General features: G+C 69.6%; 14 protein-coding genes. 8 read left to right on the forward strand and 6 right to left on the reverse strand.

Translation table 11 applies throughout. The features are described from left to right. Positions 1-4: 4 nt before the first annotated feature. Genes glgX through BM133_RS07135 form a run of 3 tightly spaced genes read left to right on the forward strand, consistent with a single transcriptional unit; the run spans position 5 to position 9175 of the window. Entirely contained in the window at positions 5-2167 is a 2163-nt protein-coding gene (glgX, locus tag BM133_RS07125) for a glycogen debranching protein GlgX (RefSeq protein WP_093432610.1), read from the forward strand. Then, positions 2164-4002: a malto-oligosyltrehalose trehalohydrolase gene (treZ, locus tag BM133_RS07130; RefSeq protein WP_093432612.1), complete on the forward strand. Its 1839-nt coding sequence runs from the start codon at positions 2164-2166 to the stop codon at positions 4000-4002. Before glgX ends, treZ begins: the two co-directional genes overlap by 4 nt. Continuing rightward, a complete protein-coding gene (locus BM133_RS07135; RefSeq protein ID WP_093432614.1) occupies positions 3992-9175 on the forward strand; it encodes a malto-oligosyltrehalose synthase in 5184 nt (1727 codons plus the stop codon). The genes treZ and BM133_RS07135 overlap by 11 nt, the downstream gene beginning before the upstream one ends. Here BM133_RS07135 and ctaD read toward each other — a convergent pair whose 3' ends face one another. From ctaD to BM133_RS07150, 3 genes are read right to left on the reverse strand one after another with little or no spacing between them, the layout of a single operon-like run. Next, on the reverse strand, positions 9176-11674 hold the full coding sequence (gene ctaD / locus BM133_RS07140) for a cytochrome c oxidase subunit I (protein ID WP_256219077.1): 2499 nt from the start codon (positions 11672-11674) through the stop codon (positions 9176-9178). It abuts the gene before it with no gap. Continuing rightward, complete coding sequence (locus tag BM133_RS07145) at positions 11671-12606, reverse strand: cytochrome c oxidase subunit II (RefSeq protein ID WP_093432616.1); 936 nt, start codon at positions 12604-12606, stop codon at positions 11671-11673. Before BM133_RS07145 ends, ctaD begins: the two co-directional genes overlap by 4 nt. Beyond that, positions 12603-13022 carry a c-type cytochrome gene (locus tag BM133_RS07150; protein ID WP_093435127.1) on the reverse strand — a complete coding sequence of 140 codons (420 nt, stop codon included), beginning with the start codon at positions 13020-13022 and terminating at the stop codon, positions 12603-12605. The genes BM133_RS07145 and BM133_RS07150 overlap by 4 nt, the downstream gene beginning before the upstream one ends. 80 nt (positions 13023-13102) lie before the next feature. Here BM133_RS07150 and BM133_RS07155 point away from each other — a divergent pair, with 80 nt between their 5' ends. The 4 genes from BM133_RS07155 (at position 13103) to BM133_RS07170 (ending at position 15716) form a co-directional block, all read left to right on the forward strand. Continuing rightward, entirely contained in the window at positions 13103-13993 is an 891-nt protein-coding gene (locus tag BM133_RS07155; protein ID WP_093432617.1) for a c-type cytochrome, read from the forward strand. Positions 13994-14147: 154 nt separating this feature from the next. Then, positions 14148-14465 (forward strand): proteophosphoglycan ppg4, encoded by a 318-nt coding sequence (locus BM133_RS07160; RefSeq protein WP_093432618.1) that lies wholly within the window; start codon positions 14148-14150, stop codon positions 14463-14465. Positions 14466-14478: 13 nt separating this feature from the next. Next, positions 14479-15135, forward strand: coding sequence for a L,D-transpeptidase (locus tag BM133_RS07165; RefSeq protein ID WP_256219078.1), 657 nt, complete (start codon positions 14479-14481; stop codon positions 15133-15135). Positions 15136-15344: 209 nt separating this feature from the next. After that, positions 15345-15716, forward strand: a complete 372-nt coding sequence (locus BM133_RS07170; RefSeq protein ID WP_093432619.1) for a response regulator — start codon at positions 15345-15347, stop codon at positions 15714-15716. Positions 15717-15865: 149 nt separating this feature from the next. Here the strand turns inward: BM133_RS07170 and BM133_RS07175 are convergent, their stop codons facing one another. The 3 genes from BM133_RS07175 to BM133_RS07185 form a co-directional block, all read right to left on the reverse strand. After that, positions 15866-17809, reverse strand: a complete 1944-nt coding sequence (locus tag BM133_RS07175) for a PAS domain-containing hybrid sensor histidine kinase/response regulator (RefSeq protein ID WP_093432620.1) — start codon at positions 17807-17809, stop codon at positions 15866-15868. A 262-nt stretch (positions 17810-18071) separates the two neighbouring features. Further along, a complete protein-coding gene (locus BM133_RS07180) occupies positions 18072-20822 on the reverse strand; it encodes a DUF6351 family protein (RefSeq protein WP_143100092.1) in 2751 nt (916 codons plus the stop codon). Between the two features lie 58 nt (positions 20823-20880). Beyond that, on the reverse strand, positions 20881-21870 hold the full coding sequence (locus BM133_RS07185) for a tripartite tricarboxylate transporter substrate binding protein (protein ID WP_093432622.1): 990 nt from the start codon (positions 21868-21870) through the stop codon (positions 20881-20883). Between the two features lie 226 nt (positions 21871-22096). Between BM133_RS07185 and BM133_RS07190 the strand changes: the two genes are divergently transcribed. After that, complete coding sequence (locus BM133_RS07190; protein ID WP_093432624.1) at positions 22097-22921, forward strand: IclR family transcriptional regulator; 825 nt, start codon at positions 22097-22099, stop codon at positions 22919-22921. Positions 22922-22931 lie beyond the last annotated feature (10 nt).

Raw genomic sequence — 22931 nt, forward strand, 5'->3', positions numbered from 1 at the left:
CTGAATGACACGAAAAACCAATCCAACGATCACGGCCGTCTGGCCCGGCCGGCCGTACCCGCGCGGTGCCACCTGGGACGGGGAGGGCGTCAACTTCGCGCTGTTCTCCCAGCATTCCGACAAGGTGGAGCTGTGCCTCTTCGACGAGCGCGGCCGCCACGAACTGCAGCGCATTCCGATGCGCGAGCGCACCGACGGCGTGTGGCACTGCTACCTGCCCGAGGCGCGCCCCGGCCAGGCCTACGGCTACCGCGTGCATGGCCCCTACAAGCCCGAGGAGGGCCACCGCTTCAACGCCCACAAGCTCCTGCTCGATCCGTACGCCAAGGACCTGGTGGGGGATCTGCGCTGGGGCGATGCGCTCTACGGCTACACGGTCGGCAGCAAGCGCGAAGACCTCTCGTTCGATCGCCGCGACAGCGCGCCGCTCATGCCCAAGGGCCGCGTGCTGGAGACCGCCTTCACCTGGGGCGACGACCGCCGCCCCTCGGTGCCGTGGCAGGACATGGTGATCTACGAGATGCACGTGCGCGGCTTCACCATGACGCACCCCGACGTGCCGACCGAACTGCGCGGCACCTACGCCGCACTCGGCTGCGCGCCGGTGGTCGACTACCTGAAACGCCTGGGCGTGACCACCATCGAGCTCCTGCCCGTGCACAGCTTCCTGAACGACCGCCACCTGGCCGAGAAGGGCCTGCAGAACTACTGGGGCTACAACACCTTCGGCTACTTCGCCCCCGAGATGCGCTACAGCGCCTCGGGCAAGGTCAAGGAGTTCAAGACCATGGTGAAGACGCTGCACTCCGCGGGCATCGAGGTGATCCTGGACGTGGTCTACAACCACACCTGCGAGGGCAACCAGCTCGGGCCGACGCTCTCGATGCGGGGGGTGGACAACGCCTCGTACTACATCGTCAATGCCGAGAACCGCCGCTACTACGACGACTTCACGGGCTGCGGCAACACCGTGAACCTGGAGCATCCGCACGCGCTGCAGCTGGTGATGGATTCGCTGCGCTACTGGGCCGAGGAGATGCACGTGGACGGCTTCCGCTTCGACCTGGCCTCGGCGCTGGCCCGCGAATCGGGCAAGGTCGAGAACCTGGGCGGCTTCTTCGATGCGATCCGGCAGGACCCGACGCTGAACCGCGTGAAGCTCATCGCCGAGCCCTGGGACCTGGGCCACGGCGGCTACCAGGTGGGCAACTTCCCGCTCGGCTGGGCCGAGTGGAACGACCAGTACCGCGACGGCCTGCGCGGCTTCTGGAAGGGCGACGGCGGGCTCATCGGCGAGGTGGCCAGGCGCGTCACCGGCTCGGAGGACCTGTACGGCTGGTCGGGCAAGCGGCCCAGCGCCAGCATCAACTTCGTGACCGCGCACGACGGCTTCACGCTGCACGACCTGGTCTCCTACAACGACAAGCACAACGAGGCCAACGGCGAGGACAACCGCGACGGCAACAGCCACAACGTGTCGTGGAACTGCGGCGTCGAGGGGCCGACCGACGACCCCGAGGTGGTCACGCTGCGCGAGCGCCAGAAGCGCAACCTGCTGGCCACGCTGCTGCTCTCGCAGGGCGTGCCCATGCTGCTGGCGGGCGACGAGCGCGGCCACACGCAGCAGGGCAACAACAACGTCTATTGCCAGGACAACGCGCTCGGCTGGCTCGACTGGACGCCCACGCCCGAGCGCCTGGCGCTCGCGACCTTCGTGGAGCGCGTGATCGCGCTGCGCCGCGCGCACCCGTCGTTCCGCCGCCGCACCTTCTTCGCGGGCAAGCCGGCGGAAGGCGAGACGGTGACCGACGTGCACTGGCTCAAGCCCGACGGCGCGGAGATGCAGCCGGACGACTGGAGCGACACCAACGCCCGCTGCATCGCGATGTACATCCCCGGCGGCGGCATCGCCGACCGCGGGCCGCGCGGCGAGGTGCAGCACGACGACGATTTCCTCGTGCTGATGAACGCCCATCACGACGAGATCGCCTTCACGCTGCCGCCGATGCCGCACGGCGCATGGCGCCTCCTGGTGGACACCGCCAGCAATTCGCCACCGCCCACCACCGAGGACGCCGCGTCGCTCGCGCCGGCGTGGGGCGAGGCGGCCTATCCGTTGCAATGCCGCTCGCTCGTGGTGATGAGCCGGCCGGATGTGCGGCCATGAGCGCGCGGGTCCATCGCATGCCGTTCGGCGCCACGACGCACGCCGAAGGCGTGGAGTTCGCACTCTGGGCGCCGTCCGCGGAAACCATCGTGCTCGAACACCGATCCGCGTCCCATCCGATGACCCGCGATGGCGGCTGGCATCGCCTGACGGTGCCGGGCGCGAAGCCCGGCGACAGCTACAGCTACCGGCTCGCGGACGGCACGCGCGTGCCCGATCCGGCCTCGCGCTACAACCCCGGCGACGTGCATGGCCCGAGCGTGGTGACGGACCCCGAGCGCTTCGCATGGACCGACGATGCATGGCGCGGCCGCCCGTGGGAAGAGGCGGTGGTCTACGAACTGCACATCGGCACCTTCACCGAAGAGGGCAGCTTCAACGCCGCGCGCGAGCGATTGGGCGCGCTCGCCGAACTGGGCATCACCGCCATCGAGCTCATGCCGCTCGCGGATTTTCCGGGGCGGCGCAACTGGGGCTACGACGGCGTGCTTCAGTTCGCACCCGATGCCTCCTACGGCACGCCCGACGAGCTGAAGGCGCTGGTGGACACGGCCCATTCGCTCGGGTTGATGGTGCTGCTGGACGTGGTCTACAACCACTTCGGGCCGGAGGGCAACTACCTGCATGCCTACTGCCCCGAGTTCTTCAACGCGGGGCACCGCACGCCGTGGGGTTCGGCGATCAACTTCGACGGTCCGGGCTCGCGCACGGTGCGCGACTTCTTCATCCACAACGCGCTCTACTGGATCGAGGAGTTCCGCTTCGACGGCCTGCGCATGGACGCGATCCACGCCATCCACGACGAGACGCGGCCGCACATCGTGCGCGAGATCCGCGAGGCGATCGACGCCGGCCCGGCGCGCGAGCGCCACGTGCACCTGGTGCTGGAGAACGACACCAACCAGTCGTCGATGCTCATGCGCGACGGCCGCGGCCTGCCGGTGGCCGGCACCGCGCAATGGAACGACGACCTGCACCACGCGGTGCACGTGCTGGCCACCGGCGAGCGCGACGGCTACTACGCCGACTATGCGGACGACCCGGTGTGCCGCTTCGCGCTGGCGCTGGCCGAGGGCTTCATCTACCAGGGCCAGCCATCCGCGTTCCGCCACGGCGAGGCGCGGGGCGAGCCGAGCGCGCGGCTGCCGCCGCAGGCCTTCGTGTCGTTCCTGCAGACCCACGACCAGGTGGGCAACCGCGCCTTCGGCGAGCGCATCCATGCGCTGGGCGATCCGGTGCTGGTGCGCGCGGCGATGGCCTGCCTGCTGCTGTCGCCGCATGTGCCGATGCTGTTCATGGGCGATGAGTTCGCGGCCTCCACGCCGTTCCAGTACTTCTGTGATTTCGGGCCCGACCTGGCCGCGGCCGTGTCCGAAGGGCGGCGTTCGGAATTCGGTGGATTCGCGGCTTTCAAGGACGAAGCGGCCCGCGCGCGCATTCCGGACCCGAATGCCGAGGCGACTTTTCTCGCATCGAAGCTGCGCTGGCGCGAACGCGGCACGCGCGCGCATTTCTCGCGGCTCAGCGAAGTGCAGCAACTGCTGGCGCTCCGGCATCGCCACATCGTTCCGCATCTCGCGGGGATGGCGGGCGCGGGCATCTACCGCTGCGAGAACGACATGCTCCGGGTGCAATGGGACCTGGAGCCCGAGGCCGAGGGCGCGTCGCCGATGCGGCTGCACATGCTGGCCCACTTCGGCGCGGCACCTGCAGAGGGCGTCCAGATGCCGCCCGGCGAGGTGATCTACAGCGATGGTGCCCCGGCCGACGAAGACGCCGGGCGGCTGGCGCGCGGCGCGGTGCATGTGACGCTGGAGGCCGTGCATGCGGGATGAGTCGCTACGGGAACCGGTCGCCGGCGACCTGGGCGCGCTCTGCGAGCACTTCGGCATCGCCACCGGGTATTTCGATGCGTTCGGCACGCGGCGCGAGGCCTCCGCGCAGAGCCTCGTCGCGCTGCTGGCCGAGTTCGGCGTGCGGCTGGACAACGCCGCCGATGCGGGCCGCGTGCTGGAGGACGCGCGCCGCGCGCGCTGGGCCGAGGCGCTGCCGCCGGTGCACGTCGTGAACGCCGGCAGCCCGGCGTGGACGGTCCCGCTGCGCCTGCCGGCATCGACGGGCCGCCTGCGCTGGCAGATCAGCGACGAGCAGGGGCGCGAAGTGGAAGGCGAGACCGACATCGAGGCGCTGCACGGCGCCGGCCGCAGCGACATCGACGGCGTCTCCCTGTGCGAACGCATCCTGCGGATGCCGCTGGCGCTGGAATCTGGCTACCACCGGCTGCGCATCGAAGGCCTGCGTGGCGAGACCCTCGTGCTGGCCACGCCGGGCCGCTGCTACCGGCCGCCCGCCGTGCGCGACGGCGGCCACGGCGGCCACGGCGGCCACGGCGGCCGTGCCTGGGGCACGGCGGTGCAGCTCTACAGCCTGCGTTCGCCGCGCAACTGGGGCATCGGCGATTTCGGCGATCTTGAAGACCTCGCCGTGCGGATGGCGGCGGAGGGCGCCGACCTCATCGGCCTGAACCCGCTGCACGCGCTGTTCGCAAGCACGCCGTCGAACGCGAGCCCGTACAGCCCGTCGTCCCGCCAGCAGCTCAACGTGCTCTACATCGACGTGGAGGCGGTGGACGGCTTTGCAGGCTGCACGCCGGCCCTCGAACGCGTGCGCTCGCCCGACTTCCAGGCGCGGCTCGCCGCGTTGCGCGCCGCTGCGCTGGTGGACTACGTGGGCGTGGCCGCGGCGAAATTCGAAGTGCTGGCCTTGCTGTTCGCCGATTTCTGCGAGCGGCACCTGCCCGTGGAAAGCGCACCCAGCGAAACGGGCAGGGAGTTCCTGGCCTTCGTCGCGGAGCGCGGCGAGGCGCTGCGCCAGCACGCGCTGTTCGAAGTGCTTCAGGCGCACTTCCTCGCGACCGAAGGCAATGCACGGGATGCCTGGGACTGGCACGCCTGGCCGGCCGCCTGCCGCGATCCGGATTCCGCCGAGGTGACCGCCTTTGCGGTGGCGCATGCACAGCGCGTGCAGTTCCACCAGTACCTGCAGTGGCTGGCCGACCGCCAGTTGACGCGGGTTGCCGCGCGTTGCGAGGCCCTCGGCATGGGCGTGGGCCTGTACGTGGACCTGGCGGTGTCGGTCGATCGCGCCGGCTCCGACGCCTGGGGCGCGCAGCAGGTGTTTGCCGGGGGCGCCAGCGTCGGCGCGCCGCCGGACGAGTTCAACCCCGCCGGCCAGGGCTGGGGCCTGCCGCCGCTGCGGCCCGACCGCCTGCGTGCGGACGGCTACCGCTTCTTCATCGAAACGCTGCGCGCCGGCATGCGCGGCGCGGGCGCGCTGCGCATCGACCACGTGATGGGCCTGATGCGCCTGTTCTGGATTCCGCGGGGCGCCACTGCACGCGAGGGCGCGTATGTCTATTACCCGCTGGACGAGATGCTCGCCATCGTGGCGATCGAGAGCCACCGGCACCGCTGCATGGTGGTCGGCGAAGACCTCGGCACGGTCGAGGACGCGGTGCGCGATGCGCTCGCGAAGGCCGATGTGCTGTCGTACCGGCTGCTGTATTTCGAGAAGCGGCAGGACGGCGGCTTCCAGCAGCCCGATGCCTATCCGCCGGCCGCGCTGGTGGCGATCGGCACGCACGACCTGGCGACCTTCGCGGGCTGGTGGACGGCCAACGACCTGCGCGAGCGGCTGGCGCTCGACCTGTTCCCCGACCCGGCCATCTTCGACAAGCAGCTGGTCGACCGCATGCAGGAGCGCGTCGCGCTGATGCAGGCCTTGCAGCAGGCCGGCCTGGTGTCGCGCGAGGACGTGGCCGAGGCGGCAGGCCTTGCGCTGCCGTCGCCCCGCATCGTCGAGGCCGCGCATGCCTTCCTGGCCGCCGCGCCCTCGGCACTGATGATGGTGCAGCTGGAAGACGTGGCCGGCGTGGTGGCGCAGGCCAACATGCCGGGCACGGTCGAGCAGCACCCCAACTGGCGGCGCAAGCTGCCCGAGGCGATCGCGGCACTGGCCGGGAGCGAGCGCATGCGCGGCATCGGCGAGGCCTTGCGCGCGGCGCGGCCACGCCCGGTGGCGGCCGCCGAAGGGCGAGCGGCCGCCGGCTTGCAGACCCGCGTGCCGCGCGCCACCTACCGGCTGCAGTTCCACAAGGACTTCGGCTTCGACGACGCGATCCGCGTGCTGCCGTACCTCGCCAAGCTGGGTGTGAGCCACGTGTACTGCTCGCCGATCCAGCGGGCCCGCGCGGGCAGCATGCACGGCTACGACGTGGTCGCGCATGCGGAGGTCAACCCCGAGCTCGGCGGCGAGGAAGGCTTTGCGCGCTTCGTCGCGGCGCTGAAGGCCCACGGCCTCGGCCAGCTGCTGGACATGGTGCCCAACCACATGGGCGTGTTCGGCGCCGACAACGCCTGGTGGATGGACGTGCTGGAGAACGGCCCCGCCTCGCGTTTCGCGCAGCACTTCGACATCGACTGGCAGCCGCTGAACGTCGAGCTCACCGGCAAGGTGCTGCTGCCCATCCTGGGCGTGCACTACGGCGAGGCGCTGGAGAGCGGCGAGCTGGTCTTGCACTTCGAGCGCGAGAGCGGCGGCTTCGCCATCCGCTATTTCGATCACCGATTTCCGCTGGCGCCAGAGAGCTATCCCGTGGTGCTGGAGCGGGCGCTGGCGCGCCTTGGCGACGGCGATGCCTCGGGCCGGCTGGCAAGCCTGTCCACCGCGTTCGGCCACCTGCCGGGGCGCAGCGCCGCGTCGCCCGATGACCTCGCCGAACGCGTGCGCGACAAGGAACTGCTCAAGGGCCGGCTCGCACGTCTGGCGCGGCAGCGCCCCGCCGTGGCACAGGCACTCGCGGCGTCGGTGGCCGAGCTGAACCTCGGCGCGCCGCAAGCCCGCGATGCGCTGCACCGGCTCATCGAGCTGCAGGCCTACCGGCTCGCGCACTGGCGCGTGGCGGCGGACGAGATCAACTACCGCCGCTTCTTCGACATCAACGACCTCGCGGCGGTGCGCATGGAGCGCGACGAGGTGTTCGAAGCGACGCAGTCGTTCGCGCTGGACCTTGCGGCGTCCGGCGTGGTGGACGGCCTGCGCATCGACCACCCCGACGGGCTCTACGACCCGGCCGAGTACTTCCGCAAGCTCCAGGAAGGCTATGCGCGGCGCGCCGGGCTGGTGCTGCCCACGCACGACGCCGACGGCCGGCCCGCGCGCCCGCTCTACGTGGTGGCCGAGAAGATCGCCGGGGCGCACGAGGAAGTGCCCGAGCGCTGGCACGTGCACGGCACCACCGGCTACCGCTTTGCGAACGTGGCCAACGGCGTGCTGGTGGACACCGCGGCCGAGGCGGGCGTGGTGCACGCCTGGCAGCGCTTCACCGGCGAGATGGAGGACTTCGCCTCGATCTGCCGCGCCGGCCGGCGCGAGGTGATGCGCAACGCGCTGTCGTCGGAGCTGAACGTGCTTTCCACCGAACTGCTGCGCATCGCCAGGGCCGACCGCAGCACGCGCGATTACACGCTCAATGCGCTGCGGCGCGCGCTGGCCGATGTCGGCGCGTGCATGCCGGTGTACCGGACCTACATCGTCGATGGGCCTTCGGCGCAGGACATCCGGTTCATCGACGAGGCCGTGGACGAAGCCGCGCGCCAGAGCGGCGATGCCGACCGGTCGATCTTCGACTTCGTGCGCAGTGCGCTGCGCGGAGAGGCCGTGGCCTGTGCGCCGCCGGCGCTGGGCGAACGGGTGCGGCGCTTCGCGGTGCGCTTCCAGCAGTTCAGCGCGCCGGTGGCGGCCAAGGGCGTGGAAGACACCGCGTTCTACCGCTACTTTCCGCTGGCCTCGCTCAACGAGGTGGGCGGCGAGCCGGACCGGTTCGGCATCGAGGTCGAGGAATTCCATGCGCTGAGCGCCGACCGCGCGCTGCGCTGGCCGCACACGATGCTGGCGACCTCGACGCACGACAACAAGCGCTCCGAAGACGTGCGCAACCGGATCGACGTGCTCTCCGAAATGCCCGACGAATGGGTGCGGGCGCTGACCCGATGGCACGGCCTGTGCCGCGCGATGCGAAGGAAGCTGGCGACCGGCGAAGCGCCGTCGCGCGCCGACGAGTACCTGCTGTACCAGACCTTGCTGGGCACCTTGCCCCTGGGCGGGCTCGATGCCGGCACTGCAACGGCGTTCGGCGACCGCATCTGGCAGTACATGCAGAAAGCCGCGCGCGAGGCCAAGCTGCGCACGCGCTGGTCGCACCCCGACGCGGACTACGAAGCCGCGCTCGAACGCTTCGTGCGCGAGCTGCTGGCGAACCCGGAGGAGGGCGCCTGCCTGCCCGACATCCAGCGGCTGGCGGACCGGCTGGCGTGGTTCGGCGCATGGAACAGCCTCACGCTCACGCTGCTGAAATACGGCTCGCCGGGCGTGCCCGATCTCTACCAGGGCAGCGAGCTCATCGAGTTGAGCCTGGTCGATCCGGACAACCGGCGTCCCGTGGACTACGCGCTGCGCCAGCAACGGCTCGACGCGCTGCACGCGATGGCCGACCAGGACGGCCTGGCCACGCGCGTGGGCGCGATGGCCGCGGCGCCGCACGACGGCCACGCCAAGCTCTGGTTCATCTGGCGATTGCTGTCGCTGCGGCGGGCGCAGCCGCTGCTGTTCCGCGAAGGCAGCTACGAGCCGTTGACGGTCGAAGGGCCGCTTGCGAAGCACGTCGTGGCGTTCGCGCGCCGACACGAGGGCCAGGTGCTGGTGATTCTTGCGGGGCGGTTGTTCGTCGGACTTTCGGACCACAGTGCGGATGAGGACGCCACGCCGGCACTGCCGGATGCGATGCGATGGGACGGCACGACGGTGCGCCTGCCCGAAGACCTCGGCGCGACCGGGCTCTGCAACCTGCTGACCGGCGAAACGGTTTCCGCCGCTGCCGGCACGGTGCGCCTGGCCGATGCCTTCCGCCACCTGCCGTGGGCGGCGCTGGTCGTCGGCACCTCGCCCTGATCAGCCGAGCACCACCGGCACCAGCTGCACCGCGAGCGCGCCGATGAGGCCCTGCGCGGTGACGCAGTGCCACATCAACGCGGTGTTGTCGAGCGTGGCCCGCGCCGCGGGCTGCAGCTTGCCGGTCCACGAGCGCGCGAGCAGGTAGCCGCCCATGAGCATCAGCACGGCGACGTGGAAGGCCTGGTAGCCGAGCAGCATGCCGACGGTGGCGCTCCAGGCCTGGTCGCGCGGATCGAGGCCCGCCTTCCAGTGGCCCGTGAGATCGAACCCGAGCGCGCAGGCCGCGCAAAGCATGGCGAAGGCCGTCAGCAGCCGCACGGCGCCCTGGCCACCCTGTTTCAGCCTGCGCACCGCCACCGCCATGCCGGCGGAGCCCAGCAGCAGCAACAGCATCGACGCGGCTGGCCAGCGCAGCGGCGGCAGCGACACGCCGGGCGGCGGGCACACCTCGGCGGCCATCGACAGGTGGATGTGCGCGAACAGGAAGGACACGAAGACCGTCATGTCCACCGCGATCAGCACGATCACCGCCCACCACGAATGCGAGGCCCGCCCCGTGGCCCCGACCGGCAGGCGGATGCCGTGGCCCACGTCGGCCGTCGCTGTCGGTGGTGGCTGGTCGGAACCCCAGAGCCAGCGCAGCATCGCGACGATCGCGAGCAGCCCGAACGCGAACGCGAGCACCGCCTGCGACGCCGTGAGCAGCAGAAAGAACCCCGCCGTTCCCACCGCCGCGATCAACGGCCACCAGCCATCGGTCGGCAGCCGCAGCAAGTGCATGGGGCGTGCATCGCGGGCGCTGGTCACCAGCGTCTCGCGTCCGCCGAAGACGGTGCCGGGCAGCCAGTGCCGGCCGGCCTCGACCTGCTGCGGGAGATCGGGCTCGCGCCACAGCGGATAGAGCGAATCGACCTCGGGAATGCTGCGCACGCCGTAGTCGCGCGCGGGCAGCCATTCGAGCGTGCCCGCGCCCCAGGGGTTGCCGTGGTCCTTTGCTGGGCGGCGCATCGTGCGCACCGCGTCGATGAAGAACAGCAGCACGCCTGCCGCGAGCACGAAGGCGCCCACGGTCGAGGCCATGTTCAGTCCGTTCCAGCCGAGGTCTCCGGGGTAGGTGTAGATGCGGCGCGGCATGCCCATGAGGCCCGCGATGTGCATCGGGAAGAACGCGAGGTTGAAGCCGCCGAACATCAGCCCGAACACCCAGCGGCCCCGGCGCTCCGGGAGCCGGTGCCCGTTGAACACCGGCGCCCAGTAGTAGAAGCCCGCGAACACCGGGAACACCATGCCGCCGATCAGCACGTAGTGCAGGTGGGCCACGATGAAGTAGCTGTCGTGCGCCTGCCAGTCGAAGGGCAGCACCGCCACCATCACGCCGGTGAGGCCACCGAGCACGAAGATGAAGTGAAAGCCCAGGAGAAAGAGCGTGGGCACATCGAGCGTGACGCGGCCGCGCCAGAAAGTGGCGATCCACGCGAACACCTGCATGCCGCTCGGAATCGCCACCATGAAGCTGGCCGCCGAGACCACCAGCATCGAGACGTTGCCCAGCCCCGTGGTGAACATGTGGTGCGCCCACAGCAGGAAGCTCACCACGCCCACGCCGACGAGCGCCATCACCACCGCGCGATGGCCCACCAGCGGCGTGCGCGCGAGCGTGGCCACCATCACCGACACCATGCCGGCCGCGGGCAGGAAGATGATGTAGACCTCCGGGTGCCCGAAGAACCAGAACAGGTGCTGCCACAGCACCGGGTCGCCGCCGCGCGCGGGAATGAAGAAGGGCCAGTCGAAGGCGCGCTCCAGCTCCAGCAGCGTGGTCGCCGCGATGACAGCCGGAAACGCGAACACGATCATCAGCGCGCTCACCAGCATGGCCCACGCGAACACCGGCATGCGCATGAGCGTCATGCCCGGCGCGCGCGTGAAGAGGATGCCGATGATCAGTTCGATGGCCCCCGCGATGGCCGAGATCTCGATGAAGCCGATGCCCAGCAGCCACCAGTCCGCACCCCGGCCGGGCGAAAATTCCTTGCTCGTGAGCGGCGGGTACATGAACCAGCCGCCGTCGGGCGATTCGCCGAAGAAGATCGTGCAGAAGAACGCCAGGCCGCCGATCGCATAGGCCCAGAACGCATAGGCCGAGAGCCGCGGAAATGGCAGGTCGCGCGCGCCCAGCATGCCCGGCAGCAGGTAGACAGCGATGGCCTCCACGATCGGCACCGCGAAGAGAAACATCATCACGGTGCCGTGCATCGTGAAGAGCTGGTTGTACGTTTGCGCGCCGATGAGGTCGTTGCCAGGCACTGCCAGCTGGGCCCGCATCATCAGCGCGAGGATGCCGGCCAGCACGAAGAACAGCATCGCGGTGGCGATGTAGAAGACGCCGATGTGCGTGTTGTTGACGGCCGAGAGCAGGCGCCAGCCGCGCGGCGCGCGCCATGCACGTTCGAGCGCTTCGCGTTCGCCTTCGGGGCGTCCGGTGGGAGGGGTCATTTCAGTTGACCGAGCCATGCGGCGATGGATTGCAGCGTGGCCGCGTCGATGCGTTCGCCCGACGAAGGCATGCGCGCGCCGGGCTTGAGCTGCTGCGTGTGGGCGACCCAGGCGGCGAGCTGTGCGGGCTCGTTGGGCACCGTGCCCGCACCAAGGTAGAGGCGGCTGCCGACGTGGGTGAGGTCGGGGCCGAGGCGACTCTCTTCGCTCACGCCGCGCACCGTGTGGCAGGCGTTGCAGCGGTTCGCGAGGAAGGCCTCGCGGCCGCGTTCGATGTCGGGTGACGAAGGTGCCCCGGCGGGCTTGGCTTGCGCCGCGAGCCATGCCTCGAATTCGGCCGGCGCCTCGGCCACCACGTGCAGCGCCATGCGCGCGTGCTGCTCGCCGCAGTATTCGGCGCACTGGCCGCGGAACGTGCCGGGGCGGTCGGCCTGCAGCTGCAGGTGCTGCACGCGGCCGGGCAGCATGTCCATCTTGCCGCCCAGCGCGGGCACCCAGAAGCTGTGGATCACGTCCGCGCTGCCCAGGCCGAAATACACGGGGCGGCCGACCGGAATGCGGATCTCGTTGGCGGTGGCGATTTCCGCGCCGGTGGCCGGGTCGCGGTAGCGCACCTCCCACCACCACATGTGCGCGGTGATGCCGACGATGAGCGCATCTTTCGGCGGCACGGCCCGCCATGTCGGCCGGTGCCACTCGCTGTATGCGAACAGCGCGACCAGCACCACCACCGGAAAGGCGACGCCGCCGCCGATCACCCAGAGGCGCGCGTTCAACGTGCCGGTGTGCCTGCGCGCCGCCAGCGCGAGCAGCGCCATCACACCGAAGAAGATCACCGCCGCGCCCGCGACCAAGAGGCCGGTGACGCCCAGCAGCGTGTCCGCGACCGGCCCCGCGGCCTGCAGTGCGGATTGCGAAGGCGCGTTGCTCATTCGAGCGCGAGCAGGTAGGCCGCCATGTCGCGCGCGTCGGTGGGGGACACGCCCATCGTCGGCATCACGGTGCCGGGCACCAGCGAGGCAGGGGCGACGATCCAGTTAGCCAGCGTGTCGGGGCGGTTCGGCACGCGGCCGGCGATGTAGCTGCGGCGGCCGAAGGCGCCGAGCGGCGGGCCGGCCGCACCCTGTGCGATCGGCACGCCGGGAATGGCATGGCAGCTGCCGCACTGGTACTGCGCGAGCAGCCGCTGGCCCGCGAGGCGCTGGGCCGATGGCGCGTCGCCATACGGCAGCGCGCGCTCGCCGAGTTCGCAGCCGCTCGCCAATGCGGCAAGGAGCAGGGCGGCGCAAACGACGGGAGGGACGCGGCGGGAAGAGGCACGGCGGATATCGGGGACACGGGGAGGCATGGCCATCCGCGGATTCTGCGAGCGCGGACGCGGCTTGCGCCGACACGGCAGCCCTGGTGCGCGTCAGACAATGCCGCCAAATGGGGACGCCCAAGACCATCCTTCTCACCGTTGCATCGCTCGGCCTGGCCGCTGTGGCTGGCGCGGCATGGATGGTGTGGGGCGGCCTCTACAACGTCTCCGCGACCGCGCAGCACACGCAGCCGGTGTACTCGCTGCTCGAGACGGCGATGCGGCAGTCGGTGCGCCTGCGGGCGCGCGGCATCGAGCCGCCGAAGCTCGACGACGAAGGACTGGCGGTGCGCGGCGCCGCCTGCTACCGCGACAAGTGCGTGCAGTGCCACGGCGCGCCGGGCGTGGCGCAGGGCGACATCGGCAAGAGCATGCAGCCGCTGCCCGGCCCGCTGGTCGATGCGCGCCAGCGCTGGAATGCCCGCGAGCTCTATTGGGTGACGAAGAACGGCATCAAGATGAGCGGCATGCCCGCGTGGGAGTACCGCCTGTCCGACCAGGACCTGTGGGCGCTGGTCGCGTTTCTCGAACGGCTGCCCGACATGACGCCGCAGCAGTACGCAGAGGCGAGCGCGCCGATGGCGCCGTCGGGGCAGGGCGCGCCGACCGGACCTGCCTGCGGGCCGGGGCCGCGCGCGGCGGGGAATGAGGGCAGTGCGGGCGGTGAGGGCAATGCACAGGACAGCGTGCGGCGCGGTCAACGCGCCCTCGCGCAGTACGCCTGCAACGCATGCCACACGATTCCCGGCACCACGGGCTCGTTTCCCCATGTCGGTCCGCCGCTGGCCGGCATGGCCAGGCGCGCGATGATCGGCGGCAAGCTCGCCAACACGCCCGACAACATGGTGCGATGGCTGCGCCACACGCGCGCCGTCGATCCGCTTACCGCGATGCCCGAGATGGGCGTGACGGAGCAGGACGCGCGGGACATCGCGGCGTATCTCGCGACGCTCGACTGAAGAACCCGAAGGCCTTGTTGCGCATGAGCCAGCCTTGCCGCTGCTGCTGTCTCCTACAGCCAGCCGCGCAGTCAACCGACCCCTCGCGGCGGGCGATTCTCTAGCTTGAATCGCGTCGGGCATCCGCCCGGCTCAACCTTCAGGAGACTTCGCCATGAACCGTACTTCCAGCTTGATTGCCGCCCTCGCGCTCGGTGCCGCCGGCATCGCCTTCGCACAGGGCAACCCGCCCACCACCGCATCGCCGAACCCCGCGACGGGCGCCGGCCAGCAAAGCCCCGCGGGCGGCCCGATGGGCGCCACCGGGACCATGCCGCAGTCCGGCACATCGGGCGCCGCAGCGCCGATGTCCCAGGGCTCCACAGGCACGAGCAGCAGTTCCGCCAACTCCAGCAGTTCCGGCACTTCGGGCAGCAACTCGACCATGTCGAGCGAACCGCCCATGCGCCAAGCCCGCGCCGATCGCAACTGATGGCGCCCGGCACATGGTCATGGGCCCCGGCGCGGCGATGAGCGCCGCGACAGCACGAGCGAGCGCCGGGCGCACTTGGCGCCGCGTGCTCGCTCCCTGCGTTCTTGCGGTGGCCTGGACGACGGGCGTGGCCGCGCAGCCCGACGCGGTCCGGCTCGCGAAGGCGGCCGTCGCCGCGGCCGACAACCGCGGCCAAGCCTTTGCCGTGGTCGACAAGAAGAAGGCGCACGTCTTCGTCTTCGATGCCCAAGGGCACCTCGTGGCCGATTCGCCGGTGCTGCTCGGCCTGGCGCACGGCGACGATTCCGTGCCGGGCATCGGCGAGCGCAAGATGTCCGAGATCCGGCCGGACGAACGCACCACGCCCGCGGGCCGCTTTGCGAGCGAGCCCGGGCGGAACATGCAGGGCGAAGACATCGTGTGGGTCGACTACGACGCCGCGATCTCCATGCACCGCGTGCGCGCGACCAACAAGGCCGAGCGGCGCCTGGAGCGGCTCGCTTCGCCGGGCGTGGCCGACAACCGCATCTCGTACGGCTGCATCAACGTGCCGGCCGGCTTCTATGACGCCCACATCCGGCCGGTGCTCGGCCTGCGCAAGGGCGTGGTCTACGTGCTCCCCGAAACCATGCCGATGCAGGCACGCTTCGGTTTCTTGGCGCGGGACTGACGGCCGGTTGCCGCGCCGGCCCACAAGGCTGCCCGGCCCACAAGGCTGCCCGACCCGTGCATCCGCGCGTCCGCGAATTCGGGCGGGTTCGCGCTGTACCACCACGCTCTCGCGGTCTCTGCCTACACCTGGCACGGGCCGGAAGCGCGACCTTCTTTCTTGCCTGAATTTCTTCATCCACCCCTGCATTCCACAGGAGGCCAAGCCGCATGACCGTCGCCGTTTTTATCGTGGAAGACGAGCCGGCGGTGCAGGACAGCCTGAAGGTCGTGCTCGAGGGGTATCTGGAGGCCGAGGTCGTGGGCACCGCACCTTCCGAAGCCGAAGCCATCGCCTGGCTCACGGCGAACCCGGACGGATGGCAGCTTCTGGTGGTGGACCTGTTCCTTGCACAGGGCAACGGACTGGGCGTGCTCGTCGCGCTCTCCACGATGGGCCGAAGGGGCGGCGTGGTGGTGGCGTTGACGAATGCGGCGTCCGAGGGCAACCGCGCGGAGTGCATGCGGCTGGGCGCCGATGCAGTCTTCGACAAGGTCGCGGAGATCAACGAGTTCCTGGCCTTCTGCGCGGCCGGGAAGTGATGCCGGCGGCGTGGCCCCCGTCCGGTGCCATGAGCAAGCTCAAGCACCTGTTCCAGCGCTGCAAGGACGCGGCCGTGGCGTGGCGGCGCCGCCGCCGAGCAGGCCAGCACCAAGCGCAGCGCCGTGAAGCACCGGGCCGCGCCTGACGTTCAGGCCTTGCCGATCATGCGTTCGAGCAGGTCCTCCAGCTGCTGCGCATCGATGGGCTTGGTCATGTGCGCGTAGAAGCCGGCCGCAAGGCTCGCCTCCCGGTCCGATGCCTGGCCGAACCCGGTGACGGCCACCAGCGTGGGCGGATTGGCCACCTCGCGGTGCACGCGCCGGGCCACCTCGACACCGCTGAACCCCGGCAGGCCGATGTCCAGCAGCACGATGTCGGGCTGCTCGACCTTGATCGCATCGAGCGCCGAGGGGCCGTCGAAGGCCGTGCGGGTGGCGTAGCCCAGGCTCTCCACGAGCAGGCACATGGTCTCGGCCGCATCGCGGTTGTCGTCGACCACGAGCACCACCTTGCGGGTCTCGGTGCCGTCGTGTTTCTTTTTCTCCAGCGGCGCGGCGACGCGGGGCAGGCGGATGATGAATTCGGCGCCTTCGCCCGGCAGGCCCTTGCTGAAGGCGCTGATGTCGCCGCCGTGCAGCGTCACCAGTTGCTCCACGAGCGTCAGCCCGAGGCCCAGGCCTCCCTGCGGCCGGGAGATTTCCTGTTCGCCCTGTGCGAACAGCATGAAGACCTGGGGAAGCGAGGCGGGCGCGATGCCCGGGCCGTTGTCGTTGACGCTGATCTCCGCGTTCGCGCCCGACTCCTGCAGCCGCACCTCGATGCGGCCTCCGTCCGGCGTGAACTTGATGGCATTGCTCAGCAGGTTGCAGACCACCTGGATCATGCGGGCGCGGTCGCCGGCGATCCACGCGTCGGCGGCCCAGCGGTGAAAGACCAGTGCGTGGTGCTTGGCGTCGGCCGAGGGCTTGACCATTTCCACCGCCTCGTCGATCACGTCGGCCAGCTTCACGGGTTTCGATTCGAGGTGGATCTTTCCGCTCGTGATGCGCCCCACGTCCAGCAGGTCATCGACCAGCCGCGTGATCTGCCGGAGCTGGCGCGCGATGATGTTGTTCATGCGCGCGAGCGTCTTGCCGTCCACGCCTTCGCCCAGGCGCTCCATGATCGCCACCGCGTTGGAGATCGGCGTGAGCGGGTTGCGCAGCTCGTGGCCCAGCATGGCCAGGAAGGTCGTGATGCGGCGGCCCTCGTCTTCCAGGGTGCTGATGCGCCGGCGCTCCGTGAGGTCGCGCGTGACCTTGGCAAACCCGCGGTGGCGGCCCGTCTCGTCGAAGAGCGCGGTGATGATCACGCTGGCCCAGAACCGGCTGCCGTCCTTGCGCACGCGCCAGCCTTCGTCCTCGAAGCGGCCCACGTCGCGCGCCACCTTCAGTTCGGTGTCGGGAAACCCGGTGGCGGACACCTCGGGCGGGTAGAACACCGAGAAGTGCTTGCCGATGATCTCGTGCGCCTCGTAGCCCTTGTTGGCCTTGGCGCCCTTGTTCCAGCTGACGACGTAGCCGCTGGGGTCGAGCATGAAGATCGCGTAGTCCTTCACGCCATCGACCATGAGCCGGAAGCCCTCTTCGCTGGCGCGCAGGAGGTCGTCGTGCCTGCGGCGCTCCGACAGGTCGCGGGTGATCTTGGAGAAGCCGCGCAGCGTGCCATCGGGACTGGACAGGCGCGTGATCACGATGCTGGTCCAGATGCGCGTTCCGTCCTTGCGCAGCCGCCAGCCTTCTTCCTTGTACTGCCCCGTGCTCGCGGCGATGTCCAGTTCATGCTGCGGCCAGTTCTTCTCCAGCAGCTCGGGCGGATAGAAGATGGAGAAATGGCGCCCGACCACCTCGTTCGCTTCGTAGCCCTTGAGCTGCCTGGCGCCAGCGTTCCAGCTGGTGACGATGCCGCTGGGGTCCAGGAAGAAGATCGCGTAGTCGGTGATGGATTCGATCATCAGCCGGTAGTCGGCATCGACGATCAAACCAAGATTCAGGGGGCCGCTGAGGTCGTGGACCGGATCATTGTTCGTGACGGGTTTGCTGGCAGCGGCCATTTTTCTCGGGTCTCGTTTGGAAAGCCACGCGGGATAAAACCGCTGTCGAGCGAGACGTTATTGCTATTTGTTGCGCACGGGTGTCGGACAACGCCCCGGGCGGTGGGGGCAATCCAGCCGTTCCGGGGCCCGGGCACGGCGAGGGTGCGTTCAACGGCGCAGCGCCGCGCCGCGCGGCACGTGTCCCACTTGGAGACACGGCCGCCGGGTGCGCTGCTTGTTTGCCGCCTACCGCGGCCCGCGGCCTGTTGCCGCCTACCGCCTATTGCCCCAGCGGATGCCCGACCTTCATCTGGTTGACGCCGGTGATCTGGATCCACGTGCCCGCCAGCGGCTGCTCTTCCAGTCCGGGCTTGGTGTAGTCGCACACGCCGCCCGTGAACACCGCGCGCAGCTTCGCGAGGTCCGCGTCGCGCGCGCCGCCGGTCCAGCCGGGATTGCGTGTGGCGTAGCCGGCATAGTCCGCGGCATCGACCGGCCGGAAGCGGCATTGCATCGTGCGCGCCTGCAGCGGCTCGCCGGCCTCGAAGCGCGGGAACGACGATGCGGGGTACATCGCGTTGCAGCGCGACGGGGCCGAGCCGGTGCCCACGGTGCCGGCCGGCGACGCATTGCCGTTGCCGTTGACGAACACCGAGTTGAAGCCGCCGAAGACCTGCGGCTCGGCAATGAAGTCGTCCGCCGCGCCGGGCGTCGTCGCGCCGAAGCAGCCATCCACCAGCGTGGCCGGCTTGGTCTTCACGACCTTGGCGGCCAGCGGCTCGGCCGACTTGTCGTTGGCCAGCGTGGTGAGCCACTGGTCCATCGCGAGGAACGCCTTCTGCATCGCACCGGTCGTGCGCCCGGTCTTGGCCGGCCGCGGCGCCTGGACGGGCGTCGCGTGGTTGGCGTTCAGGTCCGGGCTGAACGCGGCGACGTTGGCCATGCCGTTCCACATGATGTGGTTGTCGAACTTGCCGGTCGCTGCCGCGATGCGCGCGCGCAGGATGTAGTGGAAGAACTTCAGGTGCATGTCGCCCGCGCCGGTGAACTCGTTGTTCAGTCCGTCCAGGTCGAGGATCGCGGTGGTCGCCAGGCCCGCGCCGCCGTACGCGATCATGCCGGTCTGGTAGGCCGCCTTCAGCGCGATGGGGTCGGCCTGCATGCGCGCGGTGCCCAGGTTGCCGTCGGGGTCCTGGCCGCCGATGTTCTCGTTCAGGTGAATGAACTGCGCCATCGTGATCTGCCCGGTGTTCAGCGCGTTCAGGCCGAACTGCACGCCGGCATTGCCCGAGAACGAGCGCGCGAACCCGGTGGCCGGATCGATGCCCAGCACATTCTTGTTGTGGTCCGCGACGTTCGGGCGCAGCCCCGTGGGGTTGGCCGCCAGGAGGCTCACGGGCGGTGCGGGCAGCACGCCCATCGGTGCGTTGACGACCACGTTGGCGGGGCTGTACTTCTCGCTCGCGCCGATGATCGCGTTGAAGACCGAGCTGTTGCCGCTGCCGGCCATCACGTTGTCGCGATCGCCCTGGTTGGCGGGGCGCAGCACCGAGTCGGTCCGCGCGGCCCAGAAGCTGGCCTGCTGGCGCATGCTGTGATAGGTCGAGTAGCCCGAGGCCGCGGCGATCTCCGCATTGGTCCAGGTCGGCAGCGTCGCATCGGCGGCGCGCTTGGCCGCGGTGGCGTTGTCGTAGGTCGGGTCGTAGGCGGTGTTGGGCACCGGCGTGTAGGTGCCGTTCTGCGTGGTGCCGTTCTTCGTGTGGTTGAGCTGGTAGTTGTAGAAGAGCCGCCCCTCCATGCTCTGCGGGCCGGCGTTGTCCGGGAAGCCGTTGAGCATCACGATGCCGTCCAGCAGGCCCGGGTAGGTGTCGGCGATCATGCTCTGCTGCATCGCCGAGCCGGAGCTGCCCCAGCCCATCGTGTAGAGCACCGGGCCGTTGGCCTTGATGAAGCGCTCTTTCACCATCATCATGGTTTCGGCCGAGATGATGTGGTTGCAGTTCTGCCCGAAGTAGTTGAGCGTGGAGTTCGCCACCGCGAAGCCCTTGCCGAGCGGCAGGTCGTTGAGCGCATTGAAGTCGCCCGATGCGCCGTTCGCCGAATTGGTGGAGCCGCCCACCGGCCCGAGCGAGCGCCCCTGCACGTACCAGCCGCCGCCGCAGCTCTGGCCGAAGGGGTAGACCAGGCGGCCGTTGAAGCCGCCGGGTGGCTTGAGCGCGCTGGGGTTCGGGTTGTTGACGGGGTCGCCGAGCACAGCGATCTGGTAGATGCCGCGGTTGATGACGCCGGTCTCCAGCCGCACGATGTAGGGCACTTTCTTTCCGTCCAGCAGCGTCGTCTGCTCGACCGTGGCCGGCGGATTCGCCGGGTCGTACTTCTGCCAGACCGCGGTGCCTGCCTTGGTGGCGTCGTGGTAGACCCAGTCGACGCGGGTGGGCGCGGCGCAGTTCGCGTCGGTGTTCGGGCCGGTCGTGAGCGTAGGGCCGCCCGGGTAGATGTTGAAGGTGTCGGTCTGGCAGTGGAAGCTGCCTTCCTGCGGCGCATACAGGATCGGACCCTGCACCGGATAGGCGGTCAGCTTCAGGCTGCCGCGCACCTTGGAGGCGTCGGCGGCGTCGCGCACTTCGATCGTGTTGTCGCCTTGCGCGAGGCCCGTCAGCAAGGCGAGCGATGCATTGCCGGCCGGTGCCTTCTTGAACTGGTCGGTCACGTCCTTGTCGTTGAGCACCACCTTCACGCCTGCAACGGCGCTGCCGTCGGCGGCGGTCAGCTGGATCAGCGTGTCGTCGCCGCTGGTCATCTTCTCGGGCGAGGAGAGGCTCTGCACCGTCACTGCCGGCTTGTCGCCGGGGGTGGTGCCGCCGGGGCCATTGCCGCCGTTCCCGCCATTTCCGCCGGGCCAACCGGCCCAGCCGCCGCCGCCACCACCGCCGCTGCCGCCGCAGCCGGCCAGCGCCAACGCGAGCGCCCCGAGCAGCAGCCCCGACGCGCGCAGCGATTGCTGCCTGAACCTTGTCTCTGTCTTTCTCATCTTCTTGTCTCCGGTGTTGTTGTTCAAAAAAACCGATCTCATCTCATCTCATCGCATCTCACTTCGCAGCCAGGCCGAGCCTCTCGATCAGCTGCCTGTCCTTGGCGTAGGTCTCGCGCGCCCATTTCGCGTAGTCGTCGCCGCTGCGGTACCAGGCGTCCTGGTTCAGCTGGTCGAGCAGCTCGATGTGCTTGGGGTCTTCCATCGCCTTCCTGAAGGCGTCGTGCAGGGTCTTCGCGACGGCCGGGTCCATGCCCTTGGGGGCGGCCAGTCCGTAGGGGGAGGTCGAGACCACGCCGTAGCCCAGCTCTTCTGCCGTCGGCACGCTGGGCCAGCGCTTGGTGCGCTTCTCGCCGAAGGTGACCAGGAGGCGCATCTGGCCGCCATCGACGTACTTGTCCCAGCCGCTCGCATCGCTCTGCGCCATCACGTGGCCGCCCAGCAGCGCCTGCTGCAGGTCCGCGTTGCCCTTGAAGGGAATGTGGTTCAGCGTGACCTTGGCGTTGGCCGCCAGCTCCTCCATCAAGAGGTGTGGCGAGGTGCCCACGCCGGTGGAGCCGTAGTCGATCTTGCCGGGGTCCTTGCGGGCTGCCTCGATGTATTCCTTGAAGCTCTTGAAGGGCGAGTCGGCGCGCACCGTGAGGCCGAAGGTGTAGCCCGAGACGCCGAGCAGGAAGGTGAAGTCCTTCAGCGGGTCCCACTGCACCTTCTGCATGTGCGGCACGCGCAGCATGCCCATCGGGTACTGCGAGATCGTGTAGCCGTCGGGCCTGGCGGTGAGCGCCATGGTGCCGGGGCCGGTGGTGCCGCCGCCGCCGGGCTTGTTCTCCACGATCACCGGCTGCCCGAGGTTCTTGCCGGCCAGTTCGGCGAGCGCGCGCATGTGCCGGTCGGTCGAGCCGCCGGCGGGCCAGGGGCAGATCAGCGTGATCGGGCGGCTCGGAAAGCTTTGCGCGCGCGCCGGCAAGGCGGCGAGCGTGGCGGCGGCGATGAGCACCGTTCGCCGCGAAGCAGCCGCGGGCGTGGAGGGAAGAGGGCCGAGGGTCATGGAAAAGGTCGTCCTTGGAAGCGGATGTCGATTCGACGCAAGGACTGTTCTTTCTTATTCCGTTCTACGGAATACGATTTCCAATCCCGACAAAGTCTAGAAGCGCGTTCCATTGCTGTAAACCTCCTTAAGGGAATCTCCGAATGGGTAGAACCCTGAGGGGCAATGCCACCGAAAGAATACCTGTGGCCCAATATATTCCGCATATCGGAATAAGGAGATCGACGTGGGAAGAAAACGAAACGCCGCGGGTTCGGTCGATGCCGACGACGCGACCAAGGACCCGCGCTTCATCGCCGCATTGGCGCGCGGCATCGAACTGCTGCGCGTGTTCAAGCCGCAGGACCGCTGGCTGAGCCACCGCGAGATCGTGCGGCGCATCGCGTTGCCGCCGGCCACGGTGTCGCGCCTGACCTTCACGCTGACGGCCATGGGCTACCTGAAGCATCGCCAGGACGTGGGCGAATACGCCTTGAGCCCGGCCGTGCTCGGCCTGGGCTTCTCGATGCTCGGCAACTTCGATATCGCCCGCATCGCCCGCCCGACCATGCAGGCGCTGGCCGACAAGTGCCAGGCGGCCGTGTCGCTGGGGGCCAGGCACGGCCTGGAGATGATCTACGTCGCGCACAGCCGCAGCACCGCGCGGCTGATCCTCGGGCTGGACGTCGGCGCACGCCTGCCGATCGCGCGCACCTCGATGGGCCGCGCGGTGCTGTGCGGCATGTCGCCGGGCGAGCGCGAGATGCTCATGCAGCGCATCGCGCAGGCCGAGGGCGACGGCTGGCCCGCCGTGAAGGAGCGGCTCGCAGAGGTGCAGCAGCAGTTCGACACCTCCGGCTTCGTCACGACCGAAGGCGAGTGGGACCCGTCGATCTCCGCCGCCGCCGTGCCCGTGGTGGTCGGCGACGGGCGGACCTTGCTGAGCCTGTCGGTCGGCGGCGCCTCGAGCTGGCTGCACAGCCATGCCTTGCGCGAGGAGGTGGGGCCGCTGCTGGTGGAGGCCGCGGGCACGATCGTCTCGGCCATTCACGCGGCGGACTGGAAGGACTGACCGGCGCATC

Source organism: Variovorax sp. 770b2 (assembly GCF_900115685.1).
GTDB lineage: Bacteria > Pseudomonadota > Gammaproteobacteria > Burkholderiales > Burkholderiaceae_C > Variovorax.